Annotated in this window: 16 protein-coding genes; 4 read left to right on the top strand and 12 right to left on the bottom strand. The window is 40.3% G+C overall.

Features of this window, described 5'->3' with window-relative positions:
* The first annotated feature begins 30 nt into the window (after positions 1–30).
* Complete coding sequence (locus tag ACEXOE_RS02525; protein WP_394747155.1) at positions 31–1,443, top strand: MBL fold metallo-hydrolase; 1,413 nt, start codon at positions 31–33, stop codon at positions 1,441–1,443.
* Between the two features lie 409 nt (positions 1,444–1,852).
* Here the strand turns inward: ACEXOE_RS02525 and ACEXOE_RS02520 are convergent, their stop codons facing one another.
* Positions 1,853–3,238 (bottom strand): exonuclease domain-containing protein, encoded by a 1,386-nt coding sequence (locus ACEXOE_RS02520; protein ID WP_394747154.1) that lies wholly within the window; start codon positions 3,236–3,238, stop codon positions 1,853–1,855.
* A gap of 143 nt (positions 3,239–3,381) precedes the next feature.
* On the opposite strand from ACEXOE_RS02520, the gene ggt reads away from it, so the two are divergent.
* Entirely contained in the window at positions 3,382–5,025 is a 1,644-nt protein-coding gene (gene ggt / locus ACEXOE_RS02515; protein WP_394747153.1) for a gamma-glutamyltransferase, read from the top strand.
* Positions 5,026–5,104: 79 nt separating this feature from the next.
* Here the strand turns inward: ggt and ACEXOE_RS02510 are convergent, their stop codons facing one another.
* Both ACEXOE_RS02510 and ACEXOE_RS02505 read right to left on the bottom strand, forming a co-directional pair.
* Positions 5,105–5,752, bottom strand: coding sequence for a hypothetical protein (locus tag ACEXOE_RS02510; protein ID WP_394747152.1), 648 nt, complete (start codon positions 5,750–5,752; stop codon positions 5,105–5,107).
* A 125-nt stretch (positions 5,753–5,877) separates the two neighbouring features.
* Complete coding sequence (locus ACEXOE_RS02505) at positions 5,878–6,747, bottom strand: LytTR family DNA-binding domain-containing protein (RefSeq protein ID WP_394747151.1); 870 nt, start codon at positions 6,745–6,747, stop codon at positions 5,878–5,880.
* 115 nt (positions 6,748–6,862) lie between these two features.
* Between ACEXOE_RS02505 and ACEXOE_RS02500 the strand changes: the two genes are divergently transcribed.
* The gene (locus tag ACEXOE_RS02500; RefSeq protein ID WP_394747150.1) at positions 6,863–7,681 is read left to right on the top strand and encodes an alpha/beta fold hydrolase; all 819 of its coding nucleotides are present in this window, start codon (positions 6,863–6,865) and stop codon (positions 7,679–7,681) included.
* A gap of 27 nt (positions 7,682–7,708) precedes the next feature.
* On the top strand, positions 7,709–8,125 hold the full coding sequence (locus ACEXOE_RS02495; RefSeq protein ID WP_394747149.1) for a nucleoside deaminase: 417 nt from the start codon (positions 7,709–7,711) through the stop codon (positions 8,123–8,125).
* A gap of 50 nt (positions 8,126–8,175) precedes the next feature.
* On the opposite strand, the gene ACEXOE_RS02490 is transcribed toward ACEXOE_RS02495, so the two are convergent.
* From ACEXOE_RS02490 to ACEXOE_RS02450, 9 genes are read right to left on the bottom strand one after another with little or no spacing between them, the layout of a single operon-like run.
* Positions 8,176–9,156, bottom strand: coding sequence for a hypothetical protein (locus ACEXOE_RS02490; RefSeq protein ID WP_394747148.1), 981 nt, complete (start codon positions 9,154–9,156; stop codon positions 8,176–8,178).
* A gap of 9 nt (positions 9,157–9,165) precedes the next feature.
* Positions 9,166–10,089 carry a DUF6175 family protein gene (locus ACEXOE_RS02485; protein WP_394747147.1) on the bottom strand — a complete coding sequence of 308 codons (924 nt, stop codon included), beginning with the start codon at positions 10,087–10,089 and terminating at the stop codon, positions 9,166–9,168.
* Positions 10,086–10,553 carry a hypothetical protein gene (locus tag ACEXOE_RS02480; protein WP_394747146.1) on the bottom strand — a complete coding sequence of 156 codons (468 nt, stop codon included), beginning with the start codon at positions 10,551–10,553 and terminating at the stop codon, positions 10,086–10,088. The genes ACEXOE_RS02485 and ACEXOE_RS02480 overlap by 4 nt, the downstream gene beginning before the upstream one ends.
* Position 10,554: 1 nt before the next feature.
* A complete protein-coding gene (locus tag ACEXOE_RS02475) occupies positions 10,555–11,403 on the bottom strand; it encodes a CsgG/HfaB family protein (protein ID WP_394747145.1) in 849 nt (282 codons plus the stop codon).
* A gap of 59 nt (positions 11,404–11,462) precedes the next feature.
* The gene (locus ACEXOE_RS02470) at positions 11,463–12,227 is read right to left on the bottom strand and encodes a PP2C family protein-serine/threonine phosphatase (RefSeq protein ID WP_394747144.1); all 765 of its coding nucleotides are present in this window, start codon (positions 12,225–12,227) and stop codon (positions 11,463–11,465) included.
* Complete coding sequence (locus ACEXOE_RS02465) at positions 12,224–14,071, bottom strand: WG repeat-containing protein (RefSeq protein WP_394747143.1); 1,848 nt, start codon at positions 14,069–14,071, stop codon at positions 12,224–12,226. The genes ACEXOE_RS02470 and ACEXOE_RS02465 overlap by 4 nt, the downstream gene beginning before the upstream one ends.
* A 27-nt stretch (positions 14,072–14,098) precedes the next feature.
* Positions 14,099–14,971 carry an LEA type 2 family protein gene (locus ACEXOE_RS02460; RefSeq protein WP_394747142.1) on the bottom strand — a complete coding sequence of 291 codons (873 nt, stop codon included), beginning with the start codon at positions 14,969–14,971 and terminating at the stop codon, positions 14,099–14,101.
* Complete coding sequence (locus ACEXOE_RS02455; RefSeq protein ID WP_394747141.1) at positions 14,968–17,319, bottom strand: FHA domain-containing protein; 2,352 nt, start codon at positions 17,317–17,319, stop codon at positions 14,968–14,970. Before ACEXOE_RS02455 ends, ACEXOE_RS02460 begins: the two co-directional genes overlap by 4 nt.
* A gap of 10 nt (positions 17,320–17,329) precedes the next feature.
* Positions 17,330–18,148: a M48 family metallopeptidase gene (locus ACEXOE_RS02450; RefSeq protein WP_394747140.1), complete on the bottom strand. Its 819-nt coding sequence runs from the start codon at positions 18,146–18,148 to the stop codon at positions 17,330–17,332.
* Positions 18,149–18,306: the final 158 nt, after the last annotated feature.

Raw genomic sequence — 18,306 nt, 5'->3', positions numbered from 1 at the left:
AACACCCAATAACACAATAAATTTTAGGAGATGATTATAGAGCAAATGTATACGGGATGTTTGGCACAAGGTGCCTACTACATCGAAAGTCAAGGAGAAGTTGCCATAATAGACCCGCTGCGAGAGGTTGGGCCTTATATAAAAAAGGCCAAATCGCGCAATGCAAAAATCAAGTATATTTTTGAGACCCATTTTCATGCCGACTTTGTAAGCGGACATGTGACCCTTTCTAAGGAAACGGGCGCTCCTATTGTGTACGGCCCCAATGCGAACCCTGCTTTTGAGGCGGTCATTGCAGCGGATGGTCAAGAATTTTCTATAGGGGAGTTAACCCTTCAAGTACTACATACTCCGGGACATACCATGGAAAGCACTACCTATTTACTAAAAGATTCAAAGGGTAAAGACCATGCTATATTTTCCGGAGACACCTTATTTCTGGGAGATGTAGGACGTCCGGATTTGGCACAAAAAGCAGCTAATATGACCCAGGAAGATCTGGCCAGCATGCTCTACGATAGCCTTCGACTTAAAATTATGCCCTTGGCCAATGATGTTATTGTGTACCCTGCCCATGGTGCCGGTTCTGCCTGTGGCAAGAATATGATGAAAGAGACCGTGGATACCTTGGGAAACCAGAAGAAAATGAATTATGCCCTTCGAGAAGATATGACAAGGGAAGAATTTATAAAAGAAGTAACGGAAGGATTATTGCCTCCACCGAAGTATTTTCCTTTAAACGTAAAAATGAATAAAGAAGGTTATGAAGATATTGCCGATGTGCTCCAGCGTGGAACAACAGCACTTTCTCCGGAAGCCTTTGAAAAAGCAGTGAACGATACCCATGCCGTAGTTTTAGATGTTCGGCATCAAAACGAGTTTGTGCAAGGACACATTCCTAGATCCATATTTATAGGATTAGATGGCAGCTTTGCTCCTTGGGTGGGTGCTTTGATCGCTGATACCGCGCAGCCCATTCTTTTGGTTGCCCCAGTAGGAAGGGAAGAGGAGACCATTACACGCCTGTCTAGGGTCGGCTTTGATGGAACGCTAGGATATCTGGATGGTGGTTTTGAGGCTTGGAAAGAAGCGGACAGGGAATACGATAGTATCGTTTCAATTGATGCAGTGGAATTACAGGCGCGTTCCAGCCAGGGAAAAACTTTGATTTACGATGTGCGTAAGGAAAGCGAATTTCAGGCAGAACATGTGGTTTCTGCCCATAATACACCTTTGGATTTTATCAATGAACATATGGATGAATTCCCTATGGAAGATACTTTCTATGTCCATTGTGCAGGGGGATATCGATCGGTCATCGCTGCTTCTATTTTAAAGAGTAGGGGGATACATGATCTCATTGATGTAAAAGGTGGCTTTGCCGCTATGAAGGAAGCCGGGATGGAGGTGACTGCCTATGTTTGTCCGTCTACCTTAAAATAAATAGATTTTTAAATAATTAGTTATCAAAGGTTTAATCGAAGATATTTCATCGAAATAACGAATTCATTTGGAATTTTATAATTGTTAATGAAATCTTAATTTTTTTATAAAGTCTTGTAGGAATAATTACTACCTTTAAGTAAAACTGCATTGGAAAATATATGTTTTTGAGAAAAAATAGGTATGTGCAGGTTTTAATACCCACGTTCAATATGTTCTATGGAGGATGTCTTAGCGACGAAGTCCTTTAGTACTTAAAGTAGAAAAAGCTATGGATTTTATAGGATTATATGCTATTTTCTTCGGTGTTATTTTGATTTTTTGGATACGGTTCATCATTCGCATGTATCATAAGATGAAAAAATAACAAGAAAACCTCTTGGGCCAGATTCCGGACCGGAATAAAAGGCTATGGTACTATGGTTTTATAATCCATTGTGTACGCATTCTGTGGATGTTTTTGAATATAGCTGCGCAAAATGCTTTCGGTTTCAATGGTATTCTTCTGTCGAATAATATGGGCTTCAATATCCGCAAAAGAAGAGATATCCATCTCCTTCTCAATAAACCCGTAACCTACGTAAGAGGCATCTTTTAGTAATACTATGCTATCTTCATGTGGTGTCCTTCCTTTTTCCCGAATAACAATGTTGTTTTGTGAAGGTGTAATTTCTTGTATGGCTTCCCTTACTTTTTGATTATAGCTTGCAGGCGCCTCCGTTCCTCTACAGACCCCTTCACAGCTGTTAATGGCATAGTGCGAGCAATGAGGTACCTGCTCCTGTAAATGACAATATTTAGGGCACAGTTGAAAGCTTTTGCAAATTTGTTCCAAATAAAGACGACAATCGGAAAGACGATGAAAATGTAGCAGTGGCTTGGGAACAAGTTTTAGCGTATTGAACGCCAAGTGTTGTATTCCATTTCTATCTTCGTAGGTGAAGATACCATATTGGGGCAGCTTTCTTTTTTGGGCACGATTATATTTAGGGAAATGCCCTTTAATTGCTGCAGATTCCATGAGCAAAGCAAGGAGTTCGCTTCCGGAAAGTTCAAAATCAATAGTTGCGGTATCCTGGCACATCAAGATTTCCTTATTCGATTTATCATAAAAATGACTCAGTACCCGCTTCTTGATATTTTTGGCTTTTCCAATGTAGATGATTTCCCCTTTCTTATCCTTAAAATAATAGATTCCAGCCTTTTGAGGAAGGCTATCGTAGACTTCTCGCGAAAGGGAAGGGGGAAGGGTCGCCTCTTGAGATCGCGCATTTAAAAAGCTTTTGAATACCGCTGGTGCACCTTCTACATTTAAAAGCTGTTGAAATAATAATACCGTAGCATGTGCATCCCCTCTGGCCCGATGACGGTCTGTTAACGGTATTCCCAATGCACTGCACAACTTTCCTAAACTGTACGAACGATATCCAGGAATTAACTTTCTGGACAATCGAACGGTACAAAGTTTCTTTTTGACAAAATTGATGCCCAAGTTTTTAAACTCGTTCTGAATGACATTATAATCGAAATTTACACTGTGGGCCACAAAAATGCAATCTTTCATGATTTCCAAAAGCTGATCGCTGATTTCCGATAAAACGGGCGCATCCCGCACTAGGGCATTATCGATACCCGTTAGACCTGTAATAAAATAGGGAATTTCACATTCTGGATTGACGAGGGAGGTGAATTCGTCAACAATACGTTCTCCATCAAATTTAAATATAGAGATCTCTGTGATTTTATTCCCTTTGATGCCGTTTCCAGTGGTTTCAATATCTACAATGCAATACATGCGAAAGGTTTAAGTATATATTGGAAACTTAAAGTTACGTTTTTTTGTAGCCTGGTTTTGTAGATGATCCAAATTCTTTCCAAAAAATGAGCGTTAAGGCACTTATTTGATGTAAGTTTAGGCAAGCCTTTAAACCTTAGAAAATGAAGCAACTATTTTTAAGTACTATATTGGGCTGCGTGCTCCTTATTTTTGGGGCATGTGCCGATGAAAAAAAACAAGGCCCTCCTATTGGAAGTGTGGCCTCTGCCCATCCCTTGGCAACCCAGGCAGGGATGGATATACTGCAGCAAGGAGGAACGGCATTTGATGCGGCCATAGCCATAGCGGCCACTTTGAATGTAGTAGAACCTATGATGTCGGGACTTGGGGGTTACGGAACTATTCTGGTGTATGATGCCAAAGAAGAAAGCGTCCGTTTTCTGAATGCGAGTGGAAGATTTCCTGCAAAGTCCAATGCTGACCTGATGCGAGCCCCGACCCCCAATTTTATGGAAAATAGAGTAGGACCAAAGTCAATTTCCACACCGGGAAACCTCAATGCTTGGGCCATGATGCATAAAGACTATGGAAGCTTGGAATGGAATACGCTTTTTGACCATGCTATAGATCATGCTAGGAATGGATTTGAAATTAGCCCGAATACGGCGAAATGGATCGCCATTGCTTTTGAAGATTTTTCACCCTATACGAAAGAATTTTATGGAAAGGACGGAGTTCCTTTGGAAGAAGGGGATCTTTTGGTACAGACCGATTTAGCAACAACCTATGATCGTATTGCCAGTAGCGGTACTACAGATTTTTATACCGGAACACTAGGAAAGAAAATTGCCGCAAAAATGGATGCAGTTGAAAGTTTTCTTTCCATGGAAGACCTTAAAAATAATAGAGCAGAGTGGTGGGATCCCCTGCAGTATCATTATAAGGGATACGACGTATATACGGCTTCCTTACCTGCTAACTCGTTTCCTGCTTTTGTGAACCTGGGTATCATGGAACAATTTGCTTCCGAAGAATTAACACATAATTCATCGGACTATTTACATCTTTTTGCCGAAATGACTAAAGCATCCTATAAGGCGCGTTTGGCCTATTCATTTGACCCGGAAATTACCGAAGCCCCTATTGATAGTATCTTATCAAAAGAGGCGTTAAGGGCCGAAGCAATGGCCATTGATAGGAATAAGGCTTCTGTTTTTGTTCCTCCTTTTGCTGCGGAGAGCAAAAATACCACACATTTTGTAGTGGTGGATCAATGGGGTAATACCGTGAGTGCTACCCAAACTTTGGGAAATTTATTTGGGAGTAGAGTGATGCCAGAAGGGACAGGGATATGGCTGAACAATTCCATGGCCTATGCCACTTACGAACCTAAAGGAAACCCAATGGATGTATTTCCGGGGCGACATAAGTTGTCGGGAGATTGTCCCGTAATTATTATGAAGGATGGAGCACTATGGGCGGCCTTGGGTACGCCGGGAGGACATACCATTACACAAAATGTCCCACAGATTATTTTTAATCTCATCGATTTTGGAATGCCAATGCAACAGGCGATAGATGCTCCTAAGTTGGTGTTTGCAGAACCTAACCGTATTCTTGTGGATACGCATATGCCCAGATCACAGGTTAAAGATTTAGAGGCCAAAGGACATCAGGTCGTAAAACGTAGTATTGGAAATGCCTCTGGAATCAGAGTGGTCCGGGATACCGAGGGCAAAATCAGTTCCTATGATGTGGGTAGTGATACCCGTGGAGAAGGAAAAGGAGCCGTAGTGGATCATTGAACTATTAAGATAAGAACAATTCCCCCTAGGAGATGGAGGAATTGTATCTTAATTATGGAATGTGCCAATTTGTAGCCTTTTATTTGGCCATGCAACTAATGAATTCGCAGAAGGAAATTGCAGCACCTACCCATCCAAATTTTCGTATGGCTTGACGTTTTACGATTCGCCATAACATCTTCTTGGTCAATCTGCCATTTCGATAGTGTTTCAATAATTTTTTAATATCGTCAACACCAATAATTTTGACGACGCATCTAAAAAATTTCGTGGCAAATCCAGGATCTTTGGCGGTAGTGTTTAAGGCATCCAATTCCGTAATGTAATGAAAGGTCACTGCCGTGATCGATAGAATGGCAGTAGGGTCATTCGTACCGGCATCTACATATTCATAAACCTCCCCTTCATATTCAAAAGGCGCTAAGTCTGGATCGCTCCATGCTTCGTCCAAACAGTAGCCAAAATCTCCCATGATATCCACAGGAACAGCAGTGACACCAGCGGTGCCAGGAGCACCAAGATCAGCCGGACAGGTTTCTGGAATCTCAGGTAAGTCGCAGAGATCTGTAGGTGTTGGATCGCCAGGAGAACCAGGTCCCTCTCCAACGGGCACACCTATCTCCGTAGCTAGAGGAACGGCATTTTCAAGTTCAGGGGAATCATTGCTTTCACAAGCCATGAATAACGATACTGTGCATACGAGCAATACTACATTTAGTTTTTTCATAATCTTTTGATTTTAAGTTATTTATTTTTCTGAAATCAAAAGTATTTGGAATTAGAATCGACTTTGAAATTTTGTGATGAACGATTATTTTTTGTGACGAATCAACAAATAAAGGGGGTTGTGGCCTAATTTATCAAAGAAGACACCTTCTTGAAATGTCCTTTGCTGACCGGTATTCTACTGCTATTGTCTTTTAACAAAAGTATTCTTTGCTTCGCGTTTTTACCTAAGGCCGCCACTTGTTGGACATTTACATAATATTGACGATGACATTGTACGATAAATGGAAAGGCGCTTAATTTTTTGGCTACGTAGTGCAAGGGCGCACGCAGTAATTTGGTGTTGTCATTGTCTTTTGAACATATTTCAACATAATTTCCATAGGACTTAAAGTAAAGTAGATTCTGAGGACTTAAGGCGATCTCTTGTTTTATGGCTGGAGATTCCAAAAAAATGGTAGTATCCTGGGATTCCTTCTTTGCGGTATCGGGAACAGATTTGCTGATGTTTTTTAAACGTTTCTCCTTTAAATGTAGTTGATCTAGCAATACAGAAACCATAATGAAGGAAACGGCAATAAGGATGGTACGCGGAGCGGTTACCAATAGTACGTAAGAAGTGTCAACTTCACCTACATCCATAAGGAGACGATGATAAGCCAAGCCTGTATATCCCATAGTAATGACCATAACAATGAGCAGTACAAAATGCTGATAGGTTTTCCAGGGAAGTTTAGGGGAACCAAAACCAATTTTGCGGAACATAAACCAATAAAAAGCATAAATGGTTAATGTGGCATTCATACCATAACCCAATTGGATGATAGGGATGGCAATGTCATAGCGTGGCGGGTCGACATAATTTTCGTAAGGGTCAAAAAAGAAAACGTAAGCGGTAAGGGCCAAACCTATAATGATAGATAATCGTAGGTAATAATAGGGGTTGTCGATCAATTCATAGTCTTTAAGAAGATAGTTTTTTAAGGTGTTTCTCATAGCATTGGGGTTGAAGAAAGTCTGTTGAAAAATGGTGGTTATTGCTTTTAAAAATACAATATTTTCAATATAAAAAGTAAGAAAAATAGCTCTAAAACAAAATCGATCTAAATTTGTGTTACCGCCCTTTTTTAACGACATTGCCGCCTCGCCTATGGTAAAAACAAGAAAAATAAGAATTGAAGATAAAGAATTGCACACGATGCAATTTTCCGTTTCTTCTGACCTGTCCAGACCTAGCTTGGTATTTTTACATGATGCCTTAGGATGTACCACTTCATGGAAATCTTTTCCTAAAAATTTGTGCCAAGCGCTTCAAATGAACGGATTGGTGTTTGATCGCCTTGGTCATGGATTATCTTCGCCCTCCACAACAACTAGAAGTGTGGATTATTTAGAAAAGGAAGCTTTGGAAATATTGCCCCAGGTATTGCAAAAGATGGGAATACGCACTCCCATACTCATTGGTTCAAGTGATGGGGGCAGTATTGCCCTGGTTTATGCAGGCAAATATCCCGTAAAAGCCTTGGTTTCCCTTGCCGGACACAGTAAAGTAGAATCCATTACCTTAGAAGGGATACGGGAAGGAGTAAAGGTACTGAAGAAAGCTCCCTTATTTCAAAAATTGGAAAAGCTACATGGAAGGAAGTCTCAAAAACTATTGAACGATTGGGCGGATACTTGGTTGTCTCCTGCATACAGACATTGGAACATTGAGAGGTTCCTTGAAGGAATAGACTGCCCCGCCCTGATACTCCAAGGGAAAGAAGATCAATATGCCACGGATCAACATGCCATTGGCATAGCCAAAAGAATTTCCGGACCTTCTGCTTACCAAATTATGCAAGGTTGTGGACATTTTCCGCATTTGGACAAAGCCGAAGAAACCATAGCTTTGATTAAAACATTCTTTGAACATCAAGATGTTTGTTGAAGCTAAGCGTATTAAGATCATGATTTTATGAAAAAAGAAGCCCTACAAACCTATATGAGACAATGCGAAGCTTTGGCCGTGAAGGCGGGGACAAAGGGCAATACTCCCGTAGGCTGTATCATTGTACGTAATGATAAGGTCATTGCGGCAGCAGAAGAAGCCACAAAAACCAAGGAAGATGTCAGTTGCCATGCCGAAATGGAGGCCATACGACAAGCCAGAAAAAAGCTGGGGAAAGATTTATCTGGAGCCGTTTTAATTTCTACAAAAGAACCTTGCGTATTGTGCGGTTACGCCATTCGCTTTCATGGTATCCATACCGTTGTGTATAAAGATGAAGTATCACATCTGGGTGGAGTAACCGGCCCCTTTCCCATATTGACCACGACAGAAGTTCCTGAAACTTGGCCCCCGCCCATAAATATTGTACATTTTGAAGAATAGGGCAAAGTCCATAAGAATGGATTTTGCCCCTCTTTCAAAAAATATGCCTCCTAAATTTTATCAATTACAGATTGGTGCCTTGATCGATATTGGCGTGCGGCGATTGTTTTAATTTTTTTGGAACGTCTCTTTTTAACACTGATAGAGGTTTCTTTACGTATAGTCCTTGTTTTAACCTCCGTTTGTGTCGCGCCCTCCGTTATGGGTTTATCGCTCGTCGATGTTTTTACGGTGGTCTTGGTCGTTTTTGCTTCGATTTTTAGTCGCAATGAAATGGCCGTTTTATTACAATTGGATGCTGGATCTATTTCAGCCAGAATTTCTAATGCCGTCTTATCATTATTTTCGCGCATAGCATTTTTGGCATCGGCAATATTTTTTTCACAGGTCTTGTTTTCATAGCCCAAGTAGGCCTCATCCAATTTGCGCTGTATTTTCGCATAACAATCTGCTCCTGCTTCTCTCGGAACAGGATAGAGTAAAGCGATGGCATCCTTAAAGTTTTTTCTGCGGATCAAATTATCGGCTTCTTCATAAATTTGATCACAATGCGTTCTGTAATAATTCAATATTTTTTGTTTGGCCTTGCTCAAAAAAGAAGCAATCTTATCTCCACGGGTTTTTATTTGGGAGATACTTTGGGTAATGGCCTTGGATTGGGTCGTACCTTCTCCAGTAATACTTTGGGTATAGGTGCTATATATTTTTCCAGTCTTCAACTCTTTAATGAGAAGATTGAATTCTACTTTTAGGATATGTAGATTTTGCATGCCTTCAAGGATTTCCTGATCGTAAATTTCATACTTGGGATACATGACAAACTTATCGATGTATCCTTCTCCGGAAATGCCATAGTTGGTTACCATCTTTTGCATTTTTGTAGCCATTTTTGATAAATGACCACTGTGGAGTCCTTCCATAACTTCTGGGACATAAACCGATAAATGTAGATTGTCTTCAGAAGCATCTTCTTCTTGTGCCTTTCCCTGGAACAAACCAAGTAAAATGAAAATGAGTATTAAATTTTTCATAGTCATGAATTATAAAATGGTTACAAATAAAGTACCTCGGCTATTGTCTATTTTAATGGGGATTTTGATACGATCAAAAAAGCGATCCAATTTCCGTTCAATATGTCTCGGCGTAATATTCCTATTGGTTTTTTCGTCCTGAATGGGATAATGGTAGCGTTCTACGAATAGTTTGGTATCTGTGACAATGGGTACCACTACTTGATTCTTATAAGCCGTATCCTCTAACCAATCTTCAATGACATATTTTAATTTGTCATTTTTAACGGGAACATCTTTGTTCATCGTCCATGAAGAATCCTCGTGAAAACTAAAATCGATTTTCACCTGTTTTCCGTTGTCGCGTATGGCTTGCCATTTAGGTCGCATACGCTCCAAGAATACCTCAAAACAGGGAAGTTTTAGGTCCCGGACTTCTTTTTTCAAGGCACGATCGGTAAGGTCACTAATTTTAGGGGTATAGAATTGGTTGGATTTGCAGATATAACTCCCCATAGATTGTCCATTGTCCGTAAGATTGGCTTCCAAAACAATATCCACGGAATTTCCTCCTTTGGTGAAATAGGGGGTAAGATCGATCTCAACGATGATATCTGCAGCGATATTCCGGAAAAGACGATTTTTAAATTCTGATTGGGAATCTGAAGTAGCTGCTTTATCTACAATCATGGATTTCAATAAGGTTTCAAAATCCAGTGTGGTATAGCCGCGATCATCAAAACCTTGTTTTACCCTGGAAATTCCAATTCTGATTTCTGGTTTGGTATCCATTATTGTCCGTAGGTCCTCTCCTTGCTTCGTCCTAGGGAGTACAATAATGGAAGGTTGCACACGCTCCACTTCTTCAGATTGACCAAAACTAATATTGGGGATACAGCAGCATATTCCCAAGATGAATACGGTTGATTTTAATAGGGTTTTAATAGTTCTCATATGCCAAATTTTTCAATTACGTTATTTGCTTCAAGGTCCTTGCGCAGGGCCTTCATGTTTATGGTGATATTGACCAACGCTTGTTTTTGCCCTTTTTTGGCCTTCGATATGGTTTCATACGAATAGGTAATAAAGGTCTGCATGCGTTGTTTGTAAAAAGTGTCTAGATAGTCTCGGTTTTTTCTGTACTGTTCTTGTTCATTGATGCCCAACAAGGGGTTTTGAAAAGGAGAGCGGGGTATCCCTCGGAAGAACAGATTTTGAAAGGCCAATTTCTCGGCATTGTAAATGGCTTCTTCCTTTGTTTTTCCAAAGTCGATGCTCCGTAGACTCAAAACGTTCATTCCGTTATTGGAAACATAGTATACTTTAGCCGAATTGAATGTAGCATTTTCGGTGCTTTTACAAGCTCCGGATAGCAGCACTAGCGAAGCGGTAAGGATAGATAAAATAATTGGTTTCATATTATTTGAGTTTACAGATTAAGACCGCATTGTCGTTCAGTTTTTTTAAAAGTTCTTTCCCTCCTTTGGTCACTTGGGCTATGGAGAGTTCTTCGCCTTCCACGGCTTTAATTTTCAGGTCAGCGATCCATTTTTCACGTTTGGTATCTTTTCCGCCAATGTTCATTATGGTGATTTCATGCACGGTAAGCTTATCATTTTTCTTGACTCCTCCGGCGGTACCCGCATTGATCAATAAGGTTTGAGCCCCTTTCTTGTCGTTTTGCTCTTCAATAGTTACAATGTTGATGGCCGTTGGCAAAAATTCGTTGAGGTATTTTTTTATTTTTTTATCAATGGAGTTTAATGCATTTTGAAAGGCTTCCCTTTCTGTAATTCCTCCATAACTCTTTAAATCCAATACTCCTTTTTTAAAAGTTTGGGTCTGTATGGTCTCCGAAGTTTCCGTACTGATAATATCAATGGAGAATACAAAGGAGGCACGAAATAAAAGGTCTTTGGATTTCCCGATAATTTTTGGTTTTACTTTTTTGTATTCCAAACTCAACAACTTGCCACCAATTACATGCTCAGCTCCTGCAATACGGCCTTGCTCTACTACTTTGGCATTAATGGAAGTAATCTGTTTTTGGATTTCCTGCTCGTCCAGAACAATGCCCAAGCTTTCTCGATCCAGGATGGAAAAGCGTTTGGAATTGACAAAGACTTGCTTTATTTTTTGAAATAAGATTTCTGCTTCGGCATAGTGCGAATCTCTATTGGCAGCTTCAAAGGATTGAAGGGCCATCGTTGGTTTTTGCGCTAAGGCAAAACAACTTATAAAGAACAGGGGTAGTAGACATTTTTTCATCTTCGTGTTTTTTTTGAGTAATTTGTTTTTTAGTTAATTTTCTTTCAAAAGGTGTTGGTTTAATTATGTATTAGTGGGATGTCTTTGACTTTAAGAAGTATCATAGAAAAATTATCCCGAGTACGTCCGGCCGCATTTTCCCATATGTACTTCCGTATTTCTTTTGTGGTATAATGGGAAAGAAACCATTGTTGTATCTGTGACTCGGTCAATGTTTCTAAAATTCCATCGGAACAAAGCATGAGGAAATCGTTGGAAACAATATTCGTAATGACCTTGTAATCCATCCGGGTAGGGGTATGGCCGTTAACAGCTCTTAAAAGAACATTTTTTTTAGGATGCTGCTTTGCCTCTTCTTCCGTAATTTCCCCCATGTCCATAAGACTTTGTACCTGGGAGTGATCCTTGGTCCGATATAGAATGCAACCCCTTCTAATATGATATATTCTGCTATCCCCGACCCAGGCCAAGTGCAAGGTGTTTCCGGTATTGGAAAAATATAAAAGTGTCATGGTACTGGCCATATTGCCCGTAGTTGGATACTGTTGAACATGATTTTTCATCTGAAGTTCCACGAAGCGAAGCCCCGATTCCAAAAAGGACTTGTTTATACTACCTTCAGGATTCTGATTCATATAAGTGCTAAAAGCAGTACAAACAATTTCAGCGGCCACTTCGCCTTTATCTTGCCCCCCTACACCATCGCAAACCATGAACAGCCTATCCCCATCCGAAGGGACCCTGGGAAAAATAACATCCTCATTATTGGGTCTACGACCTTTTTCATGAATGTATGCTGGCTGATGTATTGTTATTTTCTTCATTTCGTTGCCTTTAAAAATGCATCGGCATAGTCATATTTAAACGAGATCACCACATTATCATCTTCATCAATAAACCCCTCTTTGCCATTAAGGCGTACGCCAGACATCCCGTTGGAAAAGCCAGAGGCATCTTCATATTTTGGGGGAATGCGCAGCACGCCTTCCTTAGTAATGAATCCCCACTTTTCATCGAGGCGCACTGCGGCTAAATTCTCCGAAAACCCCCAAGTATGTTCGTATGTGGCCGGAATGACCATCTTTTCCTCTTTGTTGATAAACCCCCATTTTTCATTGATGTTTACTGCCGCCAATCCTTGAGCAAAAGAGAGTGCATAATCGTAGGAAGGCGTAATGACCATTTGCCCCCTTTTATTGATGAATCCTTCTTTTTGCTGTATGCGGACCACAGCGAGGCCTTCAGAAAAAGAATAGGCGCCGTCATACTGCAAGGGAATGACCATCTTTTCCTCTTTGTTGATAAACCCCCATTTTCCTTTTGACTTTATAGGGGCCAAACCTTCTTTGAAGGATAGGGCATCATCGTAGTTTAGGGGGATTTTAATGGTTCCTTCGGGGTCGATAAACCCCCATTTTCCATCAGATTTGATGGCAGCCAATCCATCTGCAAAGGAATGTGCATCATCATATTGAAAAGGAATAACGGTTTCTCCTTCTTTATTGATGAAACCCCATTTTTGATTTTTTTGCACCAATGCCAAGCCTTCGGAAATACTCCATGCCCCATCATAAGCAAAGGGAATGGCTTCATTTCCTTCAGTGTTGATATATCCGAATTTTTGATTCATCCGCACTACGGCCAATATGGCATCCTCCTCTTTCTGGAGCGCTAAAAAAACGGCTAGGGCAATGCCTAAGATCGATAGGACTCCAACAATAGGGACCCATTTCTTTTTTTTGGATGTAACGACTTTTTTTTGAGGTTTGGGGACATTGCGTTGCACCAGGGTAAGATCTTCTTCAACAAAATGTTCTTCTTGAATAAGGTCCAATAGCTCTAAGGCGTTTTCCGGACGATCTGCCGCTGTTTTTTGCAAACAAGACCGAATCAGTTTTTTATAATTTTCAGGGACTTTAGCCAGATTAACGATATCATTGATAATGGCATCCCTGATGATTTCATAATCGGAACTTTGATGTTCAAAAGGACGCTTTTTACAGAGAATGCGATAAACAATAATGCCTATCCCCCAAATATCCGTGCGCGGACTGATGGTGCCCTGGAGTCCGAATTTTTTCTTGAAGAATTGCTCGGGAGCCATGTAATGAGGCGTTCCAACACCCTCCGTTAGCGATTGTTCGATGGAGTCTTCCATGGTATCTTTGCTAATTCCAAAATCGGTTAATTTTACCGTGGGTTCTCCTCTTCTATTTTTGGTTATGAGAATGTTTCCGGGCTTTAAATCCCTATGAATGATCCCTTCCGTATGTAAATAGGCCACGGCTTGGATAAGTTGGGTAATTAGGGTATCGATAGTGGTTTGGTCGGGATTGGTCTTCAAAAAGTCATGTAAAGTGCCCTCGGTAGCATATTCCATTATAATTACGGGATAGCTGGTATTTCTTCCCATGGCATCCTTGGATTTTAGATACTCCAATCCATAAAAGCTGATAATATTGGTGTGGGAAAGACCGTCTATTTGCTGAAACTCCTTTTCTAAGGTATACCGGTTATCCGCAGCCCCTTTGGCCATACCTTCTTTGTATATTTTTAAGGCAACATACCGATTTTGATGATGGATATCTTTTGCCTTAAAAACTTCGGCAAACGCTCCTGTGGCGATCATGTCGGTATCAGGATTCCATTCGTATTGATTGAGTTTCATCTTCTTTTACTATTGTTTTTAAGGATTTTAGTTCATAAAAGGATTTAAATTGGCTTCTATCTCCTTGCTTAGCGGAAAATCAAAGGCATATTTGCCCAGACTTATGCGTACTTCCCCTTTTGCATATAACGTCGCCTTACCCTTTACAAACCAGGAGAGCTTGGATTGTTGTGCCATACTAAAATTGTTGATATTGACTTCCAATGGAATGGCCATGTTCCCTTGTTTTTTTATCAAAATAGGTTCCTCGGAATGCCATTGGGCCACTGCTCTGTTCTGGGGGTCTACATGGAAATCAAGGCGAAGTGCTTCAATGGAATAATCAAAAGGCAAGGTATTCTCCGTTTCTATTTCCAATTTAAAAGTGGTACTGTTCAATGAAGGAAGTCTGTCCACAGAAACTTGCTTTATGGCAAAGTTGCTCATCGGATTCTCTTCTTTAAGTAAGGTTTCAGCAATAAGTTTTTTAACATTTAAATGTACTTCTTCATCAATTTTAAGCGCTATTGTGCCTCCAAGGAATCCAATCCTGTTCGTTCCTTTTGCGTGAAGAGAAATGGAATCAGATCCTAACAATTGTTTTTGAAACCGGCTCAGTTTGTCCAGAAGTATTATACAGTCCATGGGCAGCTTCAAGCTATCTTTTGGACGAAGCACTACCTTGTTCTTCAGGGTTCCCCTTCCTACTAAACTGCCTTCGTAATACAAATCCACCTCAGACGACTTGAGCGTATAGGTAGTAGTATTAGGATTGTAAATGACATAATCCATGCTGGCGGTCAGCTGAGTATCTTCAAGATCTCCAAAAACCCAGTTATCAATACCAATAAATTGAGGTTTGGCACTACTGCATGCTGCCAAAAGAAGGGTCAATATTCCAATGATGAAGCTGTGTTTCATGAGATGCTATCTTTATTTTTTAGGAAGTAATAGATAAAGAAGTACATGAGAACATCTAGAACCAGAATGGCGAGTAGATTTGGGGAGAGGCTATCGAAAAAAGAACCGATCAGTGTCCCATTATCCATTAATCTTTGATCATATAATCCCAATTGATCTAGGGCTTGGGTCGCTTGACAATTACAATCGCTAAGCGCATTGGGATCCACAACGAACTCTGGTGCCAACACGCTTTCAACGGCTCCACCTTTTTCTTCGAAGTACTGATCTTGTAGTCTGGAGAAGCCTTCCGTGCCCCACCTTCCCAAGGTGAAAAAACTGAGGATTTCAACAAAAACAGTATCTATTTTTGTCATCACTCCCGCTAACAGAATTTGAGGCATTAGCGTAATCGGAACAACCGTCATTACCTTTTCCGTAGAGCTGAAATAGGAGGATAACAAAAGGCCGATCAATGTGGCCGAACAGGAAATGTAGAACATGAAACCAACACTTTCCCAAAAGGGTTGTAAATACGTTTCTGGGAATTCGGACACGGTATTCCCTTTGAAATTCCAGTAGATGATAGTAATGAAAACGACGATCTGAATAAAAGCAATAAGGGCCAGTACAATGCATTTGGATAAAATGTAGGTATGGATATTGAGATTAAACATACGTTCTCGACGATATACAGATAACTCTCCAACAATCTCCTTGGCAGCATTGCTGACACCAAACCAAATGGCGGAAATCGCCGTAAGGAAGAGCACCCCAACTCTAAACTCACTAAAAACCAAGCTTACCAAGCCTCCAATAATGACAGGTTGGGCGAGTAATAAAAAGAGGTTGGCCCTATCATTTAATTTAATTTTTAAATACCGCAGGGTCAACCAGTACAACTGTAACCACAAAGAGTCTGGCCGATCTCTTTTTATTTCGGAAGCCGTAATTGTAGCGGGATTGTTTTCATGAGGCTTCTGATAATATTGTTGTACTGCTTCGGGCTCACTCATTTTGCTGTACACTTCCACAATGGTATCTACCTCAAAATGAGCGGTGAGGAATTTTGCAGGTCCTTTATAGGTCAGATGCCCCTGAACTCCTAAAAAAATTACTTGATCCACATAATTTAAATCCTCAGGTTTATGGGTCACCATGATAATAGTGGTCCCTTGTTTGGCAAGATCTTGAAGACTTGTAAGGAAGCTCTCTATGGTCTCTGGATCTAAAGGAGAAGTGGGTTCGTCCAAAAAAAGAATTGTAGGTTGGGTAAGCAGCTCCACGGCAATGGAAATACGTTTTCGCTGCCCTCCTGAAAGATTGCCTACCGCGATTTCCCGAATATCCTTATGCTTATCCTGATCTAATTTTAAACTTTCAATAACCTTATTGATTCGGGAATCGATTTCTTCATTGGACGTATCATCGGGCAAACGTAATTTAGCAGCATAATAAAGGGTTTTATATACACTGAGTTCCCTATGGATGATATCGTCTTGCGGAACATAACCTATTTTCTTTTTGATCAGCTTAAAATTCTCCTGTAGGGAAAGTCCATGAATGAAAACTTCTCCCGAAGTAGCTGGATTGTCCCCATTTAAACATTTCAAAAGGGTAGATTTTCCGCAGCCTGAAGGGCCCATCAAAGCAGCGAAATTTTTATGGGGCACTTCAAGAGACATGGATTGCAATCCAATTTTATTGTTGGGGTATTTTTTTTGAATGGCTACCCCGCTTATGGCGTGATGTTGCTCTTTGAGATTGATAACACCTTCGGAAAGCGTAATGGAATAAAAGGAAATAACAATACGATCGCTACGCTTCAATGCCTGTTTTGTTTTTAAAACCTTTCCGTTGTAATAGGTTTTATTGGTAGCGCCTAAATCTTCGATCCAATAGACATCATTTTCATAGGTTAATTTCGCATGTCGGCGAGATACTGTAGGATCTTCTAAGACAATATCATTGGTGGAAGACCTCCCGATATATAGTATCTTTTCTTGGGAAAGTCTTTTTTTGAAATCCTCTTGAATTTCAGCGGGAGGTGCTTTCCTTTCAGATTTTACAGGAGTGATGTCTTCAGCTTTCTCTATGAGAATCAAGGAAGAAGTTGCTATTTTTATGCGATCGGTTATCTTGATTTCAACAGGCTCATGTGCCGTAATTCGTTTGCCGTTCACAAAGGAACCATTGCTGCTGTCCAGATCCTTTAAATATACTTTTCCATTGCTTTTCCATACTAGGGCATGCATTCTTGAAATGCTGGGGTCATCAATGTTGATGATGGCTGAGGACCCAGATCTTCCAATAGAATACTCTTGGTCTTCTTTTAAGGCAATAGCGGAATGTGCATATTGTATAAACATGGGTTACGGCTTAGTTTTGAAGGTAATTTTCAATGCATTTTTTGCGATCTTGGGCAAAAGGATGTGTAGAGGAAAGCTTTTTTAATAAATTTCGTTGTTCTACTTTTTCCATTTTTTTAAAAAAATCGGCAAACTTGGAGGGATTATAACCTGCTTTTTTTGCGATAGAAAAGCCTTGCTTGTCCGCTTCATATTCATCAATCTGATCAAAAGGAGCGCCTATGGTGGTACGGATATTGTTGGCTACTTTCATGAAGCCTTCCATTTGGGTCAATTCCAAAAATTGTGAGGTCAATACAATTTTCATAATTTTTCGTTCTACATGACGCTTGTCTTGATGGGCTATTTCATGCCCCAGAATAAAGGCGAGTTCGTCGTAAGAATCAACAAAATCGAGGAGTCCGGTGGTGAGGTAAACGTAGCCTCCGATGGTTGTGAATGCATTGATTTCTTTAGAATCGATAAGATTTAATGAAAATGTGGTGGTGCTTTCGGAATGTTGGATGAGTTTAGTGAACATTTCCAAAAGCTTTTCAGCATCTTTATGCGTTTTTAATAAGGACTGCCTTTTTCCAATCTCCTCAAAATTCTTTTTTCCAATCTCCTCCTTTTGTTTTTCGCTCAATTGAATCATCCTATCTAAAGAACGATTCTCTATTTGCTTCACTACAGCGGCGGGCCCGTCTAAAATGTGACCACAAGTGGCAATGGTCTTGGTGTTTTCTATATCGGATTTATACTGCTGAATGGCTTGGTCCAATGACGTACCTTGGGCAGAGAGCATCAGGGAGAAAAATAAGAATAGTACTAGGAATACGATTTGTTTCATGCTAGTGTTTTGGTCATCTATCAAAACAAACCTAAGGGGGATCGCCTAGTTTTCCTTACGGGTAACCGTAAAGGCATTAAATAAACCGGAATATAGCGCTAAATGCCTAGTATGACTACGATTACTGTGAATATTTCAAGAAGAAAAGTGGTATTTTT

The organism is Spongiimicrobium salis (assembly GCF_043678055.1).
Lineage (GTDB): Bacteria > Bacteroidota > Bacteroidia > Flavobacteriales > Flavobacteriaceae > Spongiimicrobium > Spongiimicrobium salis.
The sequence above is the reverse complement of the archived record's forward strand: the minus strand, read 5'-3'. Positions and strand labels throughout refer to the sequence as shown.